Genomic DNA, 18,950 nt, shown 5'->3' on the forward strand with positions numbered 1-18,950 from the left:
AACCGTCTCCTCGACTGCACCGCCGCGACTGGAGCACGAAACCGCGCGGTAGCGGTTACCGCGGTCGTTTCCTCACGCGGGCTCTTCGATAGTCGGGACGACGAGTCCATCTACGATGTCGGCGATGATGCGGTGTCTATCGACGTTTTCGACGGTGGCCTGCGAGGTGAGGACGAGACGGTGCGCGAGAACCGACTGAGCGACGCGTTTGACGTCGGTGGGCGTCACGAAGTCGTGTCCCCCGATGATGGCACGCGCGCGACTGACCTCGAGAAGCCGCTGGGTTCCACGGGGAGACACGCCAGCGTGGACGCGGTGGTCGTCGCGGGTCGCGCGGGCGAGGTCCGCGATGTACTCGACGACGTCGTCACCGACGCGGACGGTCTCACAGGCTGCTCGGAGAGCACGGACCCCGTCGGGTGAGAGGAGCGCGTCGAGGTCGGGAGTCTGTGCCGTGCGCCCGAGCCGCCGGTCGAGAATCTCGACCTCCCCGTCGCGATCGGGGTAGCCGAGAGCGGTTTTGATCGTGAAGCGGTCCACCTGCGCTTCCGGGAGCTCGAACGTGCCCTCCTGTTCGACCGGGTTCTGGGTGGCGAGCACGAAGAACGGTTCAGGGAGGGGGTGGGTATCGCCCTCGACGGTCACCTGCTCTTCCTCCATCGCCTCTAAGAGGGCGGCTTGCGTTTTGGGCGGTGCGCGATTGATCTCGTCGGCGAGCACGACGTTCGCGAAGATCGGGCCTCGGCGGAAGTCGAAGGACTGCTCGTGTTCGTCGTAGACGTAAGTGCCGGTGATGTCGCTGGGAAGGAGGTCCGGGGTGAACTGGATGCGGGCGAAGTCGAGACCGAGCGTCGTGGCGAGGCTGCGGGCGGTCAGAGTCTTTCCGGTCCCGGGGACGTCTTCGAGTAGGACGTGCCCTCCGGCGAGCACGCCGACGAGGACGTCTTCGAGGACCGCTTCGTCGGCGACGACCGACTGTTGAAGGTGTGAGAGCACAGCGTTACACCGCTTACTCGCCTCACCGATGTCCATAGAGAAGTGTCTCCGCCCGTATGTATGAAATTTGGGTCCTGTCTAGTTACGCCGACGCTGCTGGGTTCGACTGTTTGCGGTGATCAGTGAGAACCAGGTACGGCTGGCATGGTGAGTCCACGGTTCGGTGCCTCACAGAGCCCTCGTCGGCAGTGCCCTCCGCGGCGTGGTTGAGGGCTGGGAAGTCACGACGTCGGTCAGGGCGTGATGTGGCGCCGAACAATCAGCCAGTACGCGACCGGCAGGCACGCGACGAACGCGACCGGCCAGAACAGCATCTGCGAGACAGGATCGGGTGGAAGCACTACGGCGGAGACCAGAAAGCCCCCCACGCCAGCGACGGCGACGACTGCCGCATACTGCTCTCGTCGGGACGGCGACCGTTCCCGGTCGTGTTTGCGGCGCCACCAGCCGACGTAGTAGAGGAGGAGGACGCCGGAGAGTGGTGCGAAGACGGCCCAGAAGAGCGGGTGTGGATTTCCGCGAGCGCGGGCATCGAGGGCGACCCACACGCTGACGGCGATGAACACGATCAAGAGGAGTATCGTACCGAGGGTGGTGATGAGAGGGAACGCGGGGAACATGGGTTACCGAGGGATCGTGTCGATTGTAGGTCTTTCCGGTCCGGATACACAGACGATGACGTCGGTCATCGACGGCGGTCGAACACCCCGGAGTAGAGCGGGTAGACTACGCGTCGTTTCCGCTCGGCATACGATCGGCGGTGCCATCCGTGGCGCCAGTTCGTCGCAACCGATAGCCGAGTGGCAGTACGAAACCGACTACCGTGAGGACCTTCTTCGGGGTCACCCCCATTCGGAACGACCGTGTGCGCGTTCAATACGTGTGCCGACTTTGCCGTCTTGGGACGGTGAGATGGTCGCGTTCTGAACGCCTCTTGAACCGACCGCTGGCGAGTTTGCGCGAATCGCTTCCCAGTCCGTAACCATCGTCACAGTGCCGTTCGCCAAATCGACCCGCACTGAGTACGCGAGTTCGTGTCGCTGTGGTGCGTTGGGCTGTCGGATTTGGACGACTGCTCGGTCCGTTACATACGCTGGCTCACGGTGGACGACAACTGTCCCATCCCCGTCGTCGCTAGTGACAGTTGCGATCGTGAAGACATCGCCCGTATCCGCAGACTCGTCGGTCTCGGTCGCGTTATATCTGCCCGCCTGCTCCGATGGAAGAGTGAGCTCGTGAATCGGCTTCACGGTGACGGTGTAGTTCTCCAGTGCCGCGAGCCCTGTTCGTACGGTCTGATTACGTAGCGCGATCTGTCGTGCCCGCCGGCGTTCAGTCGCCGTCAACGGCGACTCCGTTTCGGTCCGCACCCTGAACCGGGTGGAACCGACTTTCTCGACCCGAATGGTCCGCGCGTTCGAGACGTCTCCGAGGAGTGTGACGTCGTTACCGGCGTTCGACAGGGTGACGCTCTCATCGGAGATCCGGCGTGGAGCGCGGAGCTCGACGGCGTGTACGACCGCGTCTCAGGAACGATCCCGGTACACGAGTCCGGCTCGGATGAGCGGTGCGGCGAGGGCGACGAGTGCGACGACCCACGCCAGCCGCGAGTACGGTGGTGCGGAGAGGTGGCGATAGAGCGCGACGAGCGCGAGCGTCCCCGCGGACGCCCCGGCCCAGACGCCCCATTCGAGTCGACCGGTCACGTATCCCGAGTCGACGCTCGACTGCGCCGTCGTGTCCGCCGGCTCGCGGAGGCCGTCGGGGTCGTTCCACTCGTCGTCGCGTCGACGCCGGCGGCTCCCGGACCGATCGGTGAGGAAGCGCCAGGTGGCACGGAGCCACCGGCTTCCCGGCGTGAGGAAGTCCGCCGCGAGGAAGAGCGCGAGGGCCATCGCGAGGAATCCCGGGACGAAGCCGTAGCGCGCGACGACGAACGAACTCGACGGGTCGTTCGGCGCGTAGTGGACGGTGACGGAGCCGCCCTCTCGGTATCGATTCACGATGCTCGCGGTGTGCCTGCCGTTTCCCAGCGACGTGTAGGGCCCCGCGAAGACCGCGTGGCTCACGAAGCGCTCGCCGCCGACGGTGTACGCGTAGGTGAGGTTCGCGTCGTACGCGGTGTTCCCAGTGAGGTGGATGCCGCCGACGCGCGTGTACTCATCGACCTGCGCCGTCAGGACGGTCCCCTGTGTCGTCTCCGTCGCGTCGACGTACTGGTACTGGTGGACGACGTAGCCGGCGCCGCCGACGAAGAGGGCGAGGAGGAGCGCGGCGACGAGGAGTGGTCGCTCGAACTGCATCGTACCGTACTCCGCGGCTTCGCTCAATAGTGATTCCGATCGATGTCGCGTACCGTCCGGTCGACGTGGCTTCTCGGAGCTGTAGACCGACTGCGTCACGGTCGCCACTGACGTGGCCGTAAACCGTCTGTCCGCTCCGGGAGTGGCGCTCGGGTCGAGCAGTCTGCCGACCACAGAGTCATGCACGACGTGGCGAATCAGCGTACTGGAACGCCGAACGACGGTACAATAGCCGTTTGAGCTAGACCCATCACTACATGTATCCCTCGCACTAGTGGAACGCAGAGCCGCTGGTACGCGAGAGGGTTTACGTACATAACATTGTAATCGTGTGCGTCGCCCGTGCGCTTACACGTCCACCGCACCGAACCGTCTCACGGCTACGTGAGTCCGATTCGGGTCGCACCCGGGGCGTTTCAGCCCGGCGCTGGGTTTATATCCCGAAGCGCGATATCTGGAGACGATCCATGGCGACCAGTCGCTCCGGCACCAGTCAGCTTCTCTCGGACGAAACGTCGGCGGCCGCGAACGAGGCGTTGCCGTCACCCGGGTCGGACGACGCCGCGATACACGTCGACGGACTCACGAAGACGTTCGGCGACGGCGAGGACGCCGTGACCGCCGTCGACGACGTCTCTTTCACCGTCGCGCCCGGCGAGGTTGTGGGGTTGCTCGGCCCGAACGGCGCGGGGAAGACCACGACGATCAAGTCGATTCTCGGCCTCGTGCTCCCCGACGAGGGCGAGGTGCGCGTCCACGGTGTCGACGTCCACGCCGATCCACGCGCGGCCTACGAGCACGTCGACGCCATGCTGGAGGGCGCGCGTAACGACTACTGGCGGCTGACCGTTCGGGAGAACCTCCGGTACTTCGCCGCGATTCGGGGACAGGACCCCGACGCCGTCACCGACCGCCACGAGGCGTTACTCGACCACCTCGACCTCGCGGACAAAGCGGACACGGCGGTCCGCGACCTCTCGCGCGGGATGAAGCAGAAGGTGTCGCTCGCGAGCGTGCTCGCCGGCGACGTCTCCGTCGCCTTCCTCGACGAACCCACGCTCGGCCTGGACGTCGAGAGCTCGCTGAAACTCCGCACCGAGCTCCGCCGACTCGCCGACGAACGCGGCCTGACGCTCGTCCTCTCCAGTCACGACATGGACGTCATCGAGGACGTCTGCGACCGCGTCGTCATCATGAACGACGGCCACGTGATCGTCGACGACACCGTCGAAGACCTGCTCGCGGGCTTCGAGACGAGAGGCTACCGCATCACCGCTCGCGGCGTCGACGACGGGACGCTCGCCGACTTGCGAGCGCGCTTCCAGCTGTCCGACGTCCGGCGCACCGGCGATCGGGTACGCTTCGAGGTTGCCGCGAACACGGAGACGTTCTACCGGCTGACCGACGCGATGGAGGCCCACGACCTCGACGTCGCGAGCGTCGAAACGGTCCAACCGGACCTCGCGGAGGTGTTCGTCGAGATGACGACCGCGGCCTCGGACGGCGAGCGTGCGAGCAGTGGGGACCCGCTGAGTACCCACTCTCCGTCGGCGGAGTCGCCCGACGGTAAGGGGGGTGGACGGCAGTGACGGACGCCGAGGAGCGAGCGGTGACAGAGCGGGATGAACGCGGTGGCGCTGGCCGGAGCGCGCGCGTCCGTGCACCCGAGCGAACCGGTAGCTACTACCACCTGCTGAAAGCCGTCATCTACCGCGACCTCCTCATTTGGGTTCGGTATCCGCTGAACGCGGCGCTCGGGCTCTTCATGGGCGTCTTCTTCTTCGCGTTGATGTTCTACGGCGGGACGCTCGTCGCGGGACAGGCCTTCTCGGACTCCATCGAGGGGTTGATCGTCGGCTACTTCCTGTGGACGCTCTCGCTGGGCGCGTATTCGGGGATCATGAACGACATCCAGTCAGAAGCGAGCTGGGGCACGCTGGAGCGACACTTCATGACGCCGTTCGGCTTCGGCCCGGTGGTGGTCGCGAAGTCCATCGCCATCGTCTTCCGGACGTTCGCTACCTCTATGGTGGTCCTCGCCGTCATGCTCCTCCTCACCGGGACGACCCTCAATTTGAACCTCGTGACGGTACTCCCGGTCGCGGCGCTCACCCTCGCCGGCGCGCTCGGCCTCGGCCTCGTGATGGGCGGACTGAGCGTTCTCTACAAGCGCATCTCGAACGTCGCCAACCTCCTTCAGTTCGCGTTCGTCGGCCTCATCTCCGCGCCCGTCTTCGATCTCCCGTGGACGCGGCTGCTCCCGCTGGTGCAGGGAAGCGCGATGCTCCAACGCGCGATGGTCGATGGTACCCGCCTCTGGGAGTTCGACCCACTCACCCTCGCGGTTCTCGTCGGAACGTCCGGCTGCTACCTCGCGCTCGGATACGTCGCGTTCAGTCTCGCGACGCGGCGCGCGCGCCGGCTGGGCGTGCTCGGCGACTACTGAGAATCGGGGGGAGCATCCCGATCAGCGTGAAGTCCGGTTCGTTCAGACTCCGTGTAACCGATCAGTACGCTTATCATGCCTGAGTGGCACATCCGACGTATGTTCGAACGGTTCAGTCGTGGGCTCGACGTCGTTGACGGGAGTCTCAACGTGTTCCGGGCGAACCCCCGCCTCGCAGTCCTCCCGCTGTGCAGTCTCCTGCTCGTCGGGAGCGGCTTCGCAGTCGCGGCCGGCATCGCCCTCCACTACGGCCTCGTCGAATCGCTGTTCACGAACGACCTCATCAAGTACGCCGCGATCTTCGTTGGACTCGCGCTCACGTCGAGTCTGGGTGCGTTCTTCAACGTCGCGGTCGCACACTGCGCGTTCCAGTATTTCGACGGCGAAGCTCCGACTGTTCGCGACGGCCTGCAGTCCGCGTGGCGCTCGCGCCGTGCCATCGCCATCTGGGCGCTCACCTCCGCCACCCTCGGGACCGTCCTCTACGTCCTCGACGAGAAGTTCGGATTCCTCGGGAGCGCCGCTCGCCTCGTCTTCGACCTCGCGTGGGGGCTCCTCACCTTCTTCGTCGTCCCCGTCATCGCCGTCGAGGACACCGCCGACCTCCGCACGATCCTCCGTGAGAGCGGGCACGCGTTCAAACAGACGTGGGGCGAGAGCGTGAGTGCCTCACTCGGCGTCTCACTCGTCGTCCTACCGATTGCAGTCGTCGGCATCGTCCTGCTCGGGGCGGGCTACCTCGGTCTCCACGGCGCTGCTGCGTGGCTCCTCGGCGGCCTCGGTCTTCTCGTCGTCGTCGCCGCGATCGTTGCGGGGCAGGTCCTCGGGATGGTCGCGCGCACCGCTCTCTACGAGTATGCGACTGACGGCCGCCGCGTCGGTCCGTTCGCTACTCGCGACCCCGACAGCGTCTTCCCCGACTCGTGACGTAGATGAAGGACACGGAGACAGCCTCACGGCGGCGTGTCCTCCGAACGGGCGCGCTCACCGGTGCGCTCGCGCTCTCCGGATGTCTCGGATCGTTCACCGTCACCCGAGGCACGGCAGCGCGCCAGATCCCGCTGGCGACTACAGCACCAGACACGTGGCCACGGAACGGATACGACGTCCAGAACACCGGCCAAAACCGGACCGCTACTCCACCACGGTCCTCGCCGACGACAGCGTGGTCCGTCCCCGTCTCGGGAACGGTGTCGTCGGTCGCTGTCGGCCCGACGCTGGTGTATGCGAGCTCTGACGAAGAGACGCGGGCGATCACACGCGCTGGGACCGGGGAGTGGTGCGCTGACGTCGGTGGCGCGCCCACCTACGTCGAGGGACGCCTCTACGTGAGTACCGACCGGGGAGTGATCGCACTCGACGCGACGACGGGCGAAGAGATCTGGCGCGCGACCGACGCGGAACGATCGGCGGCGCAAGTCATCGAAGCGGCGGGCACGGTCTACGTCGCCGGCCACAAGCACGTCGTCGGCCTGCATGCCGACACGGGTGCCCGCCGCTGGCAGCTTGAAACAGCCCGGCATCCGGCGCTGGTCGCTGACGATGAACGGGTCGTCATCGTCACCCGCGACCGCGTTCAGAGCCTCGTCCCCGGTGCGCAGACGGACGGCCTCCTCGAGGAACCAGCACCACAGACACGGCAGACGATGTCGCCGGGGTGGCATCCGGACGTCGTCTCAGCGACTCTCGTCGGGAATACGGTGTTCGCTGCGCAGTACGGTAGCAGGACGGGTAACACGCCGGGGATGGTCCGCTGTTACGATCTCACGTTCGCTGATGAAGAGTGGCTCACGCAGTTCTCGTGGGACGGGCTCGGTGTGATCTCGGTCACTGATGACCGTGTCTATGCGACGCCCTATCGGGCGACGACTGATCCACCGGACGGGTCGCTCGTCGTGCTCGATCGGGCGAGCGGCGAGGTGCAGTGGCGCTACGACGGTGCGATGCTCGGACGCCCGGTCATCGGTGGGGACGTCGTCGTCACCGGCGGTGCCGATCCGGGCTCTCCGACCGTCTGTCTCTCCTCCGATTCGCAGGCGACGGCAGACTGTTCCGATGGACGGAACCCAGCGACCTTCGGCGTGCTTCACGCCTTCGATACGACCACCGGTGAACGGCTCTGGACGCGCTCTCCGGGTGGCTCATTCGGTGGGTATCCGGTCGCCCTCGTCGGCGACGCGGTGTACTACGGCGATAGTACTGGTATACACTCGCTACAGTAGTCTCGTTCCCTACCCAAGCGACCGTTCGGCCAGCACGCCCGATACGCGTCGTCAGTGGTGCTAAAGGTCAGTCCACCCGTTCTGAATACGCCTCATTGGCGCCTACCCAAGTGCCGTAGTTGCTGGACTGTACCATCGGCGGCCGTCTATGGGATTTGATGAGGGATCCCGCATCTGAGGTTGACGAACCCAGCTATTAGCTGAGCACTGAAAGTGAATATGATTTATCGCCAAATAGATGGGGAACGGTACAAGGGGAAGGGCAGTAGTGAATTCGGGGCTGAAAGGCGGTATATATTGGAGCCACAGTACTATGCAATAGGATTGCTTGAAGTACGGTAGATGTCGAGTGAAGAATCGGAGTTGCGGTCCGACTCCGCGTTAGAAAAGCCGGAATATGACCGGCTTGGATACGGCGACTTCGCAGAGGATCTTGCTGAGACAGTGCATACGCGAATCCCCTCAAACGAGTTCATCATCGGAATATATGGCCAGTGGGGGTCTGGTAAGAGCACGATTCTCAACTTCGTGGAGTATGAGCTACGGCAAAAAGAGAATCCACCGGTCATCACAAAGTTCAATCCGTGGTGGTTTTCTGGTCAATCAGATCTCATCGAGAAGTTCTTCTCCCAGCTTAGCGCAGGCTTAGACACGGGTGGAGAGTACGACGAAATCCGCGATAAGCTTTCGAAGCTCGCTGATGGACTCTCCTGAGTCCCACTTTCTACGATAACAGGGATACCGTCCGGAAAATTCCTTGCCTGGCTTTCAGATACACTCCAATCAGAAAATCCAGACCTAGAGGGGCTCAAAGAAGAGATATCGGAGGGCCTTAGAGAATTAGATCAACAGATCGTCGTGTTTATCGACGACATCGACCGCCTGACTGAATCTGAGATACGGCAGATGTTTCGCCTCGTAAAGGCGGTGGCAGATTTCCCAAACATCACCTACGTACTAGCGTTTGACCAAGAAGTGGTCGTCGAGGCATTAGACGGAGAACAGGGTGTTGGAAACGGACGGGCGTATCTAAACAAGATTATCCAGCTGCAACGGCGCGTTCCCCCTCCTGCGGAAGGCTCGCTTAACCACTTCTTCACCGAGCGACTAGAGGAGATCGTTCAGGACGACGCTGTTATTTTCGACGACACCACGTGGCAGTCAGTCTATCCGAGAGGGGTTCAGCCATTGATTCAGACGCCGAGGGACGTCATCAGGCTAATCAACGCCATAGATACCTCGTATCAAGCATTGGGGCGCGATGCGAACTTCATTGATATCGTCGGATTAGAAGCACTCCAGGTCTTCCACAACCCAGCTTATGAGAAGATTCGTGACAACCCATCTCGGTATACAGTCAGTACGCGGTCGAGCAGGTCGTCAGAGGACGAGGATTACTCCGAGCTGTGGGAGCACCTCGATGAAGAGGAACAAACGATAGAGCCGCTGCAAATCCTTCTCAGGTATCTGTTTCCGAAGGTCAAAACCGGGAGGCTGGCGATAGGACTCAGCTTTTCCAGAGACACTGCCACATATCGAAAGCAAAGGCGAGTGTGCCATCCCGATGTCTTCCCCTACTATTTCAGACAAACAGTTCCCAGAGGAGAGCTACCAATCGGAGAAATCGAAGCCATACTCAAACTCACCGACGACGCAAACAAGTTTGCCACCCAACTCCGGGACCTTGCCTCCCAAGAGACGCAATCCGATCGGTCACTAGCTCATACGTTCTTGAGCCAACTTCCCAACTATATGGAGGATATCGAAGATGGCGACGAGGTAGTCAAGGGGTTGTTCTTGGCGGGAGACAAGCTTATTGAAACGGACCCCGCTCGGAATACGTTTGACGACGGTAATCGTGGGTATCTTCTTCAAGCGATATTCCAGATTCTGGATGGACGATCTAAAGACGAGAGCTTCGAGCTATTGCATAGATCGATTCAGCAGGGAGAGGCCCCCTACTTTGCCACGTATTTGCTCGGAGTGCTGCTTCAGGAGCACGGAGAGTACAATAGTGACGAGATCAAGCAGGAAGACAGGAAGCTAGCCAGAGAACACGTAGAGAACTTAAAAGAGGATGTAGTCGGCTTGATTGAAGAGCGGGTGTCAAACGACGCTCTTCTGGAAACGCCCAATGTATACATGGTTCTCACTCGATGGGCAGAGTGGGCAGATTCGGACAAACCGACCCAGTGGGCCCAGGAGCTCGCTGAAGATAGAGAGGGGCTATTCACTTTGGTTCGGGCCTTTGTCAAAGAAGGACAGCATGGGGCACTTGGAGCACCTAAACAAACCGTAGAATACCTCGATCCGAGGGATCTTGACGTTTTCATCGACAGCGCAGAAATACAGAGACGTCTCGAAGATTTCGACCAAGATGAGTTAGAGGAGGACGAACGAAAGCTGCGACAGCTCTTCGAGAAGGGGCAAGAGCTTCGTGAGGACGGGAAAGATCCAGGTTCACTTGAAGCGTGGCTTTTCGAGAGCCGAGGAGCAGATTAGCCGGCTACCAGAAGTCGAATCTCCCCCAGCCACGGGATCCGAAATTCTGCCGTGCCCTTCACCCAAGATGGTTTTACTGGAGAGCTGATTCCGCCGACCTGATCGTAATACGAATTGTGGTCGCCTTTCGTGATGAAGCCGCTGTGTGGAGCCGGACAATATTCGAGCTGACGGCAACTTTGTGCGCCTTCTGTGTAGTCGTGATCTGTTTTACTGTACCAGTTTTCGCTTTTATTGACCCAGAACCGGGCGCGGTGAATAACGGGAGTCCGATTCGGGTTTCCAAATCGGTTATAGATGAGCACGTCTCCTGGCTTGTCGAATTTGCTGTAGCCAGACTGCTTGCCGGCCTGGTACGTGACGATTCCGGTACCGTTGATCGCCTGCGACGATGAGAATCGGTGTTCTTCCATAACGAAGACGAGATCACCGCGCTCCAGGTGTGGCTGCATGCTCCCAGATTCAACAGCAACTAGGGAAGGCCAGAGGCCACTAACTGCAAAAAGAACTAGCCCGACGAATGCGACGATAAGAGCGGTGCTGAGTAGCTCTCGGATGAATATGAGAGGTCCCGAATTACTTGTCCAGAACGCCGTAGCGGATTGAATGAACCTTTCTTTGAGATTCGGGCCACGACGATCAGCCATTAGGCTGTGAGATTATCCTACTCGATAATAGTACTTCTCGACTGGATTTTGATATTAGACCATTTGATTTAAAATCAATATTTGAGTGATCTATCATAGTGCCAGAATTGGGAGAAGGTTGAGCACACCGGTGATGATTAGGGTAACATATGAACTGGTCAATTTGTTTTCTGTGCTCGTCACGTATGAAAGAGAAAAGCAACAATGTGCAGAGTAAGCGCATACAACAGTCGGTACTAAGTGAGAAGCAGTATAAGTGCCAGGCCTCCCGTCGTGGTATCCTCCGGGGGGTTGGAGGCGTAGTCGCTACCGGGACGACAGGTGCCTGGTTCACGGGTCTCGCTACCGCGACAGAGGATTCTCACTCCCCTGTAGTTGTAGAGGAAGTCAAGAAGGTCAACCAGACTGTGTCTAACGACGTCAAGGAGATCAGGTACATCGTTAAGGTAGTCGAATACGATGGGGAAGGGAATGTTGAAGATACGACTTACTTCAAAGGGAGTGTGAACAAGAAAACCAAAACCAGGTCAAAGACGATCGACACTACGAGTACTAACACCAGCGAAACCGAGGGGCTGTCAATTCAAGAAGTGAATAAGGCAACCTACGAGAGTTTGGAAAGCGGAAACGATGGGGCTTCGTTAGCAGGGCCGGTCCAACCTATGGATAGCGAGGGTGTTGTTGAGCGTCACAAACAAGTGAGTGAAACGACAGGGAACTGCTCGGTATACCGCGACTACTCTCATCAGTTCAAGGGAGTTACTGTTGAGTTCACGCAGCGAGTCAACGATATCGGAATTACGACCGCAGCCGCAGCCATCGCCATCTATATCGAGTCGGCGGGTATCGGGATCGCTGTGACAGTTATCGGTGCGGTTATCGCACTGATATCCGATACCGACTCGGTTACAGTCGGTGTGAACGAGGTTGACACCGTCTTCGGAACAGTCCCAAATCAGAAGATAGTGGGTGCTGTTGGCTACGGCGTCACAGACGAAAGTAAATTTGTCTCACCATCAGACGTATCGGGAGTCGTCTCTGCGGGCCATCCATTCCACTAATCTGGCACGCCCCACAGAACGTGACCAATTAATGGTAAACGGGTGAAATAAACTGTTATGAAAACGTCAAGAAGTAACGGCAGTGGACTACGAAGTCGAATTGGAATCATCGGTGAAAGCATCTTAATCGGGACGGTACTATTAGCCGCTCTTACAGCCGTTTTATACATAAACGGTAACACCCTCCAGTTCAGTAGCATGGCTGGTATCGTCCTCGGAACGATGAGCGGCCTCTGTCGGTATCTCATCCAGAGTTATCGGTCGTAGTCGTACGCAGACAGTAGCCCAACGATGACATCAGAGAAGACAGGCCGAGAGGGATCCACGTGGTATCGAAGCAGCTGTTATGGCTCGTACGTGCTTGCGATCTGTATATTGATAGTAGCTGCACTCGTCGTCGGACTACTCGACCCACCCCCAGCCGTCGCGACAGCGGTCCGCGTACTCATCACTGAACTCACACTGAACAATCAGGCGGTGACGACAGTCCTGTTCGTCGGACTCCCGCTCGTACTCGCAGGTACAGTCTATCTTCGCGCCGTTAGCGTGCGCACACCCACAATCATCCTCGCTGCGTTCGCCACTCCCTGCCTCCTCGTCGCTGGCTGGGCCACATACAGCCGGGTCGCGACCACTCCCGGCGTCGCGTGGAGCGGCGTCCTCACGCTCGCTGTCGGGACGCTCCTCGCAGTCATCGTCCTCACAGACGCCGTCCTTGAACGTCTCGCGGCCCCAAGTCGGTGGCACTAACTAAACCAGTCCCTGTTTGGAAGTCTCAGCAACGGTCCAGCGTCATCGTACTGACCGTGAACGCTTTTGCATACCAGCCTAGTAACAAGTCGCATGGCCCTCCAGATCAACAGCTTCGAGACTCCACGAGTCACTTCGAACTCCAGCGGTGAGCACCAATGAGTGCCATTGAGACAGCTGGGCTCACCAAGCGTTACGATGGCACCCCCGCGGTCTCCGATCTCGATCTCACCGTTCACACTGGAGAAGTGTACGGGTTCCTCGGCCCAAACGGCGCCGGGAAGTCCACCACCATCGACATGCTGATGGACTACACACGTCCGAGCGCGGGCCAGGCGACGATCTTCGGGCAGGACGTTCGCGACGACGCGAGCGCGATTCACGCCCGCACAGGCATCCTTCCGGACCGCTTTGGCGTCTACGGATCGCTCACCGGGCGCGAGCACCTCGACTATATCCTCGACGCCAACGACGCCACCGGCGACCCCGAAACCATCCTCGGTCGCGTCGGGCTCAGTGACGCAATCGACCAACGGGCGGGTGGCTACTCGAAGGGGATGCAACAGCGGCTTGGGCTCGCGATGGCGATCGCCGGCGACCCCGACCTCCTGATCCTCGATGAGCCGTTCTCCGGTCTCGACCCTTATGGAGTTCGGCTCGTTCGCGACGTGGTGGCCGCCGAACGCGACCGTGGCGCAACGGTCTTTTTCTCCAGTCACGTCCTCGATCAGGTCGAACGCATCTGTGACCGCGTCGGCCTCCTCGCTGACGGGGAGCTCGTCGCCGAGGGCACCCCCGCAGAACTCCGTGCAACCGCCGGTGTCGAGAGCCGCCTCCACGTCGATACCGACGTCGACGACACCGCACTCACGGCCGTTCGAAACGTCGACGGGGTCACATACGTCACGCGAACGGACGCCGGCGTCGAGATCGCGTGCGGTGCAGAGAGTCGCTATCACGCGCTCAACACACTCGCCGACGCGGGCGCACCGATCCGGACGTTCAATGTCGACACGGGCACTATCGAGGATGCGTTCGTCGCGATGGCTGACGCCCAGCGGGAAGCGACACGTGGCCGCGACGACGCGTAATCAGTCGAGGGGACGTCGCTGATAGACGACCATCGCGACGGCCACCGGAAGCGCGAACCAGAGGAGGAGTTCCCCGAACGCGACAGCCGGATGCAGATACCACGCGGGGACGTCCGCGCCATAGGCCGTCTTCACGACGACCGTGTTGGTGAAGACGTCCGGTTGGAGATCGGTAATGACGCCCATCGCGTTCCCGGCGGAGTTCGGGACATCGAGGATCGCGTTCGTCACGACGCGATAGAGTGAGATTGGCGGGAGCCATCGAAGCAGGAGATAGGTCGGGCTTGCGGGTGGGGCAAAGCCACTCACTGCCGTCCCAGTGAGTGCCTGATAGAGTGCGTTCGAGAGTTGGAACCAGGCCAGATACAGGCCGCCCGAGACGAGGATGATGATGCCTGCGAGCGACTGCCGACGCGTCAGTGTCGAGAGGGCGACGCCGAGGCCGGTCAGACAGAAGAAGAATACGACCGTCGCCGCGAGAAACGCAAGGAGCGTGCCCGGTGCCACGAAACCGTAGCGGGGTGCAGCGACGAGACACGTTCCAATCACTGCGAGCACGAGCGGAAGTGTGATCGCGCTCGCTCGGCCGATAATGAGTCCGATGAGGGTCTCTCCGCGAGAGATTGCGGTTCCAGCAGTCACACGGAGGCTTCCAGAGTCGCGTTCAGCGACGACAACACGGAAGGTCAGCAGAAGGGTCCCAACCCCGCCAAGGAATCCGAGCGGCGTCTGCAGGCCAGCGAGTGGCACGCGTGGCCCGAGCGCGTCACGAATCAGTGCCGAGGGGGAAAGGCTGAGCACGCCGGCAACAAGGACCATCGCACCGAGCACCCAGATACCAGGACGATGGGTGAGCCGCCGAAATTCACGGCGCGCGAGCGGTTGCCATCGTCCAGGAAGCACATCGACCCAGCCCCCACGGCCGGTTACGGCACTGAGCGGGATCGCACCGAATCGGCGAACTGACGGGCGTTTCGTCCAGAGCCGTCGAAGGAGACCAGTGTTGCCGCCCGGGGTGAGATCGCCGCGCCGGATCCCGACAACGCCGCCGAGCAGTGCGATCGTGGGCCACGCGAGAAGAATAGGGATACCAACCCACGCTGGAAGCGGTGGGGTCGCCGCTGCGAGTGTCCCGTGCTCGTGGAGCGCGTCGCTAACCTGAAGCGCAGCGCTTCCGGGCCCGACCGGGACGCCCAAAAGCCAGTCGGTAACGACGTAATAGGCGCTCGGAAGGGAGATCCATTTGAGAGCCTGAAACAGCTCCGGCTTCGCCATTTCGTTCCCCGGTGACGAGCCCGTGATGAGACCCCAGAGGAGGGCGGTCGTCAGATCGCTCCAGAAGACACTGAGAAAGAGCGTTAGGCCGAACGTGATGGCGGCCGCACGCGTCGTTGAGGACTCGACGGCCGATATCGCGACGGTGACGGCTGTCCAGGCGAAGACATAGATACTCGAGAGAGCGAGCAGTCCGACGAACATCGGGAGTGAAAAGCGGCCGTAGGCGAACACACTATACCCAACGAGTAGCGGGGTGGTGGCGAGGACGGGGCCGGCGAGAGCAGCGCTGCGACCGATCGTCTTCCCGAGAACGAGATCAGCGCGGGAGAGTTCGGTGCCGAGGAGGACGCGAGCGGTGCCGGTCTCGCGTTCGCCGATGATTGAGCGGAAGCCGAGCGCGGCAGCAGCAAAGGGAACGACGATTGCGACGGCGGCTTGCGCACGCGGGAACGCGACGGCAGTCCCGAGCCCCTGGACGACGTTCGAGTCGAAGGCTGTCGGGAGGCGGCTGACGAGGACGAGACACAGGCCAATCAGCCATGGTGTCTTCCCACGAATACACCGTCGAAATTCGGCTCGTGCGACTGGCATGGAGGGCATAGAGGCGGGTGTGCGCCCGAGAATAATAATGCCTCCTGGTATCAGAAGGTCAACTAGAAATTGACATCCTTCCCGCCCTGAACGGCGGGGTTTTACCTTGTAACATCCATAAACTTCGACTCTTTGAAGACGTACTTGTTACTGCTCTATCTAAAAGACTCGTTAGTGCATATGTGTATTGAACTGTTATCCGGGGTGAACACGCTTCATCGCCGAGGTGGACGACGCCATCGAGGTGTGTATTGAACTGTTATCCGGGGTGAATATACTCTCTGAGAGAAACTATGCGGGTGTAGATGAGCGTTTTAAACCGGATTCGAGCAGCAAAAGGTGCTGAGGATGATTCAACACCCCCGTATTTTGGAGTGAAGGTAATGCTCTTGGGTACGAATTTCACCGTATTCAGTCTCGTTTTCGGAGTTGATCTGGTAGCGTATCTCGGGTTGGCAATTACTCTTCTTGGTTTTTTATTGAGTAGTTTAATCGCCTCCTTCGATATCTAATAGTTTACCTCCCCGTTAGCGGCTGAAGACTTCGACAAACTCGGAGGCAGAAAAAGAGATATGACGCTCTATCTGATTAGCTGTAGATTACGGGATATGATTGAGGCAGCGGCATACTTGATAGTAGCAGGATCACTTAGTGCTGTTTTCCTCCGTGGCAAATGGTCATTAGGAAACCGAGTTACGCTGGGTTCGATAGTATTTGCTCTGCTAGTGGCTGCATTTGATGATGTCACTAACCTAATCGCATCGGATATAGTCGTATTTGTCCTCGTCGCTAGTCTAGGCGTCACTATTTTTGGACATATATACTCTCGATAACTACAATGCGAATTGAGCGAGGACAGTCCGAGAGACGAACTGATCACCCTCAATGCCGAGGCGTACATCGTCAACGCCGAGGAGTGGTCCACAGGGAGACAGAGAGAATCTATAAGTCTCGTAAATCGGATTAACGAAGTCAACGGGTTCTCCAAACGAGCTTACTGAACCTCTCAAGGAGAACACGGTCAAGGGTTGTGAGCACTTGAACGATACCGAACTACGGCAGTTCTTCGGCTGCGTCAACGAGATCCTCTTCGGTCGTCCATCGGTGGAGTCGCTCCTCCTGCTCAAAGAGTTCAAAGACGCCGTCCTGCATCCAACCGAATGGGTGCGCTTCGTCGTCGTACTCCTGGTTGAGGACGTGACTCTTCGAGAAGTATTCGACCGTCCCGACGAGGAGTCCCTGTCCGACGAGGAAGTCACTCGGGTTCTTCTCGGCGACGTTGACGAGAGCCGTAGCTCTCGTCTGCCAACCAGAACGCTTCGCGTTCTGGTGACGCCGACGAGCGTCGTGACGATATCCGCGATCAGGCAGAACTTCTAGATGCTGTTGTCCCACTCGCCACGAATATCAACCATCCGGAAGGCGTAGGCATCCTCCCGCCGGTTCAGTCGATCGACAACGAGGTTGAGCCGCCGAATCGGCTCCCGGTCGTAGTTTCCGAGGACGAAATACGATTCTGTGATCATCATCCTCGACGAGATCAACTTGATGAACGACGACAGCGTGCTGATGAAGCTCTCGCGCGCTGAGGAGGCGGGGAAAATCGACTGTAGCGTCGGCGTCATCGCGATCAGCAACAAGATCCAGTACGTCGACAACGTGAACGAGCGCGTGAAAAGCAGCTTCCAGCACAAGGAGCTGTTCTTCAAGCCATACGACGCCAACCAGCTCCGGGAGATCATGTTCAACCGCGAGGACGCCTTCCAGGACGGCGTCCTTTCCGAGGACGTGATTCCGCTCTCGGCGGCCTTCGCCGCGCAGGAACACGGCGATGCTCGGAAGGCGATCGACATTCTTCGCCACGCCGGGGAGGTCGCCTACGAGGCCGGGGCAGAGCAAGTGACGGAGGAATACGTCCGCCAGGCACAGCAACACGCCGAAAAGGACCGGTTCAGAGAACTCGTGAACGGCGCACCCACCCAGGCGAAGGCGGCGTTGCTGGCGCTCACGGAACTGAGTGTCAACAGCAACGACGATGCGTTCCTCACGAGCCGGGTGTACGGCCAGTACGAACGCATCTGCAACCATCTCGATATGGATATCCTCTCCGTCCGTCGCTTCCGCGACATCCTGAAAGAGCAGGCCTTCCTCGGGGTTGTCGAAATCGAGAAGATCAACAAGGGGAGTGCGGGCGGCATCCACCTCCAGAACCGCCTCATCGAAGATGCCCAGGTCGTCCGCGAAACGATCCTCGAGGACAGCCGGATGCAGGACTGGACTCGCGAGTAGTGACCCCCTACTACTGAGTGGGTACGGACGACGGAAATCCGGGGTGGGGCGTGAGGAAACGACGGAAACGAGGGGGGTCGAAAATTACGTCGGAAACGTGGGGTTAGATCGAAACGACGGAAACCAGGGGTGGGGTCCACTACGACAGTTCGTTGACGGCTCCGAACGAGCTCAAAACGGCGTCCCTCTCATCGGAGATCTCTCGACGAATATTGGTTCGGTCCCACCCGAGCGGTGAGAGCACGCTCTCGACCGCTCTGACCAGCTGCGTTTCGTAGTACGAGGCGTCGTAGGTCTCGATCGCTTCGTGGGCGAGGGCGACACGGTCTCGCGAGGATTTCTCGTCGTCGACGACCACATATTCGATATCCTGGCCGGGTGGACTGCCAGTTCCTGCTCACGGGCTCGCTTCAAGGCGGCCACGTTCTGGGTATTCTGTGAATAGCCTTCCAGCGGCTTGGAAACACGATTCCGTTCGACGAGCCGCTCCACTGCTACGTTGCCCGCCTGCAGTTCATCGATTGCTCGTTCGAGACGCCCGAGCACCGCGTCCGGAGATCGAGTCGCGTCAAGCCGTTCGAGACAGTCCCGCTGGATGTCCTCGATGAACGGCGGGGTCGATCGCTGCCGGGCTTCGATGCCTCTGATCTTGAAGTCGTCGTCGCCGGCGACCTTCCCGAAGTACTTCGTCAACGCGCCGGCGTCGCTCTCGCGCTGCGGCACGAACGCCACCCAGTCGTAGTGGGCTTCGTGTTCGAGGCGAATCTCGACGCG

The 18,950-nt window shown here is 60.3% G+C and carries 12 protein-coding genes and 4 pseudogenes; 9 read left to right on the forward strand and 7 right to left on the reverse strand.

The features are described from left to right. Positions 1 to 72: 72 nt before the first annotated feature. From IEX91_RS12370 to IEX91_RS12380, 3 genes are all read right to left on the reverse strand, one after another. Positions 73 to 1,032, reverse strand: coding sequence for an AAA family ATPase (locus IEX91_RS12370; RefSeq protein WP_188879301.1), 960 nt, complete (start codon positions 1,030 to 1,032; stop codon positions 73 to 75). Between the two features lie 197 nt (positions 1,033 to 1,229). After that, complete coding sequence (locus tag IEX91_RS12375; protein ID WP_188879302.1) at positions 1,230 to 1,616, reverse strand: hypothetical protein; 387 nt, start codon at positions 1,614 to 1,616, stop codon at positions 1,230 to 1,232. Between the two features lie 906 nt (positions 1,617 to 2,522). Further along, positions 2,523 to 3,299: a DUF3592 domain-containing protein gene (locus tag IEX91_RS12380; protein WP_188879304.1), complete on the reverse strand. Its 777-nt coding sequence runs from the start codon at positions 3,297 to 3,299 to the stop codon at positions 2,523 to 2,525. Positions 3,300 to 3,766: 467 nt separating this feature from the next. Between IEX91_RS12380 and IEX91_RS12385 the strand changes: the two genes are divergently transcribed. The 5 genes and pseudogenes from IEX91_RS12385 (at position 3,767) to IEX91_RS12410 (ending at position 10,469) form a co-directional block, all read left to right on the forward strand. Continuing rightward, entirely contained in the window at positions 3,767 to 4,888 is a 1,122-nt protein-coding gene (locus tag IEX91_RS12385) for an ABC transporter ATP-binding protein (protein WP_188879305.1), read from the forward strand. 20 nt (positions 4,889 to 4,908) lie between these two features. Beyond that, complete coding sequence (locus tag IEX91_RS12390; protein ID WP_188879306.1) at positions 4,909 to 5,745, forward strand: ABC transporter permease; 837 nt, start codon at positions 4,909 to 4,911, stop codon at positions 5,743 to 5,745. A 99-nt stretch (positions 5,746 to 5,844) separates the two neighbouring features. After that, positions 5,845 to 6,672: a DUF6159 family protein gene (locus IEX91_RS12395; RefSeq protein ID WP_188879307.1), complete on the forward strand. Its 828-nt coding sequence runs from the start codon at positions 5,845 to 5,847 to the stop codon at positions 6,670 to 6,672. Positions 6,673 to 6,677: 5 nt separating this feature from the next. Continuing rightward, positions 6,678 to 7,967, forward strand: a complete 1,290-nt coding sequence (locus IEX91_RS12400) for an outer membrane protein assembly factor BamB family protein (RefSeq protein WP_188879308.1) — start codon at positions 6,678 to 6,680, stop codon at positions 7,965 to 7,967. A 342-nt stretch (positions 7,968 to 8,309) separates the two neighbouring features. Further along, positions 8,310 to 10,469: pseudogene (locus IEX91_RS12410) on the forward strand (KAP family P-loop NTPase fold protein). Here IEX91_RS12410 and IEX91_RS12415 read toward each other — a convergent pair. Further along, positions 10,466 to 11,116, reverse strand: coding sequence for a S26 family signal peptidase (locus IEX91_RS12415; protein ID WP_188879310.1), 651 nt, complete (start codon positions 11,114 to 11,116; stop codon positions 10,466 to 10,468). The pseudogene IEX91_RS12410 and the gene IEX91_RS12415 sit on opposite strands and share 4 nt — an antisense overlap. 185 nt (positions 11,117 to 11,301) lie before the next feature. Between IEX91_RS12415 and IEX91_RS12420 the strand changes: the two genes are divergently transcribed. The 3 genes from IEX91_RS12420 to IEX91_RS12430 all read left to right on the forward strand — a co-directional run bounded on the left by IEX91_RS12420 (position 11,302) and on the right by IEX91_RS12430 (position 14,018). Beyond that, positions 11,302 to 12,177 (forward strand): hypothetical protein, encoded by an 876-nt coding sequence (locus IEX91_RS12420; protein WP_188879311.1) that lies wholly within the window; start codon positions 11,302 to 11,304, stop codon positions 12,175 to 12,177. Between the two features lie 291 nt (positions 12,178 to 12,468). Next, complete coding sequence (locus IEX91_RS12425) at positions 12,469 to 12,927, forward strand: hypothetical protein (RefSeq protein ID WP_188879312.1); 459 nt, start codon at positions 12,469 to 12,471, stop codon at positions 12,925 to 12,927. Between the two features lie 158 nt (positions 12,928 to 13,085). Continuing rightward, positions 13,086 to 14,018 (forward strand): ABC transporter ATP-binding protein, encoded by a 933-nt coding sequence (locus IEX91_RS12430; RefSeq protein WP_188879313.1) that lies wholly within the window; start codon positions 13,086 to 13,088, stop codon positions 14,016 to 14,018. On the opposite strand, the gene IEX91_RS12435 is transcribed toward IEX91_RS12430, so the two are convergent. Beyond that, positions 14,019 to 15,896, reverse strand: coding sequence for an ABC transporter permease (locus IEX91_RS12435; protein ID WP_188879314.1), 1,878 nt, complete (start codon positions 15,894 to 15,896; stop codon positions 14,019 to 14,021). A gap of 1,044 nt (positions 15,897 to 16,940) precedes the next feature. Then, positions 16,941 to 17,512, reverse strand: a pseudogene (locus IEX91_RS12440) (hypothetical protein). On the opposite strand from IEX91_RS12440, the pseudogene orc4 reads away from it, so the two are divergent. After that, positions 17,394 to 18,176 (forward strand): annotated as a pseudogene (gene orc4 / locus IEX91_RS12445) (DNA replication protein Orc4); the annotation flags it as partial. The pseudogenes IEX91_RS12440 and orc4 overlap by 119 nt on opposite strands. A 139-nt stretch (positions 18,177 to 18,315) precedes the next feature. On the opposite strand, the pseudogene IEX91_RS12450 reads toward orc4, so the two are convergent. Beyond that, a pseudogene (locus tag IEX91_RS12450) lies at positions 18,316 to 18,950 on the reverse strand (DNA polymerase domain-containing protein); the annotation flags it as partial.

Origin of the sequence: Halarchaeum nitratireducens (assembly GCF_014647155.1) — an archaeon.
Lineage (GTDB): Archaea > Halobacteriota > Halobacteria > Halobacteriales > Halobacteriaceae > Halarchaeum > Halarchaeum nitratireducens.

Excerpts from the sequence above, each read along its gene's own strand:
- IEX91_RS12395 (WP_188879307.1), top strand. The coding sequence starts at position 5,845 with ATGTTCGAACGGTTCAGTCGTGGGCTCGACGTCGTTGACGGGAGTCTC.
- IEX91_RS12375 (WP_188879302.1), bottom strand. The coding sequence starts at position 1,616 with ATGTTCCCCGCGTTCCCTCTCATCACCACCCTCGGTACGATACTCCTC.
- IEX91_RS12400 (WP_188879308.1), top strand. The coding sequence starts at position 6,678 with ATGAAGGACACGGAGACAGCCTCACGGCGGCGTGTCCTCCGAACGGGC.
- IEX91_RS12370 (WP_188879301.1), bottom strand. The coding sequence starts at position 1,032 with ATGGACATCGGTGAGGCGAGTAAGCGGTGTAACGCTGTGCTCTCACAC.
- IEX91_RS12380 (WP_188879304.1), bottom strand. The coding sequence starts at position 3,299 with ATGCAGTTCGAGCGACCACTCCTCGTCGCCGCGCTCCTCCTCGCCCTC.
- IEX91_RS12420 (WP_188879311.1), top strand. The coding sequence starts at position 11,302 with ATGAAAGAGAAAAGCAACAATGTGCAGAGTAAGCGCATACAACAGTCG.
- IEX91_RS12435 (WP_188879314.1), bottom strand. The coding sequence starts at position 15,896 with ATGCCCTCCATGCCAGTCGCACGAGCCGAATTTCGACGGTGTATTCGT.
- IEX91_RS12425 (WP_188879312.1), top strand. The coding sequence starts at position 12,469 with ATGACATCAGAGAAGACAGGCCGAGAGGGATCCACGTGGTATCGAAGC.
- IEX91_RS12415 (WP_188879310.1), bottom strand. The coding sequence starts at position 11,116 with ATGGCTGATCGTCGTGGCCCGAATCTCAAAGAAAGGTTCATTCAATCC.
- IEX91_RS12385 (WP_188879305.1), top strand. The coding sequence starts at position 3,767 with ATGGCGACCAGTCGCTCCGGCACCAGTCAGCTTCTCTCGGACGAAACG.
- IEX91_RS12430 (WP_188879313.1), top strand. The coding sequence starts at position 13,086 with ATGAGTGCCATTGAGACAGCTGGGCTCACCAAGCGTTACGATGGCACC.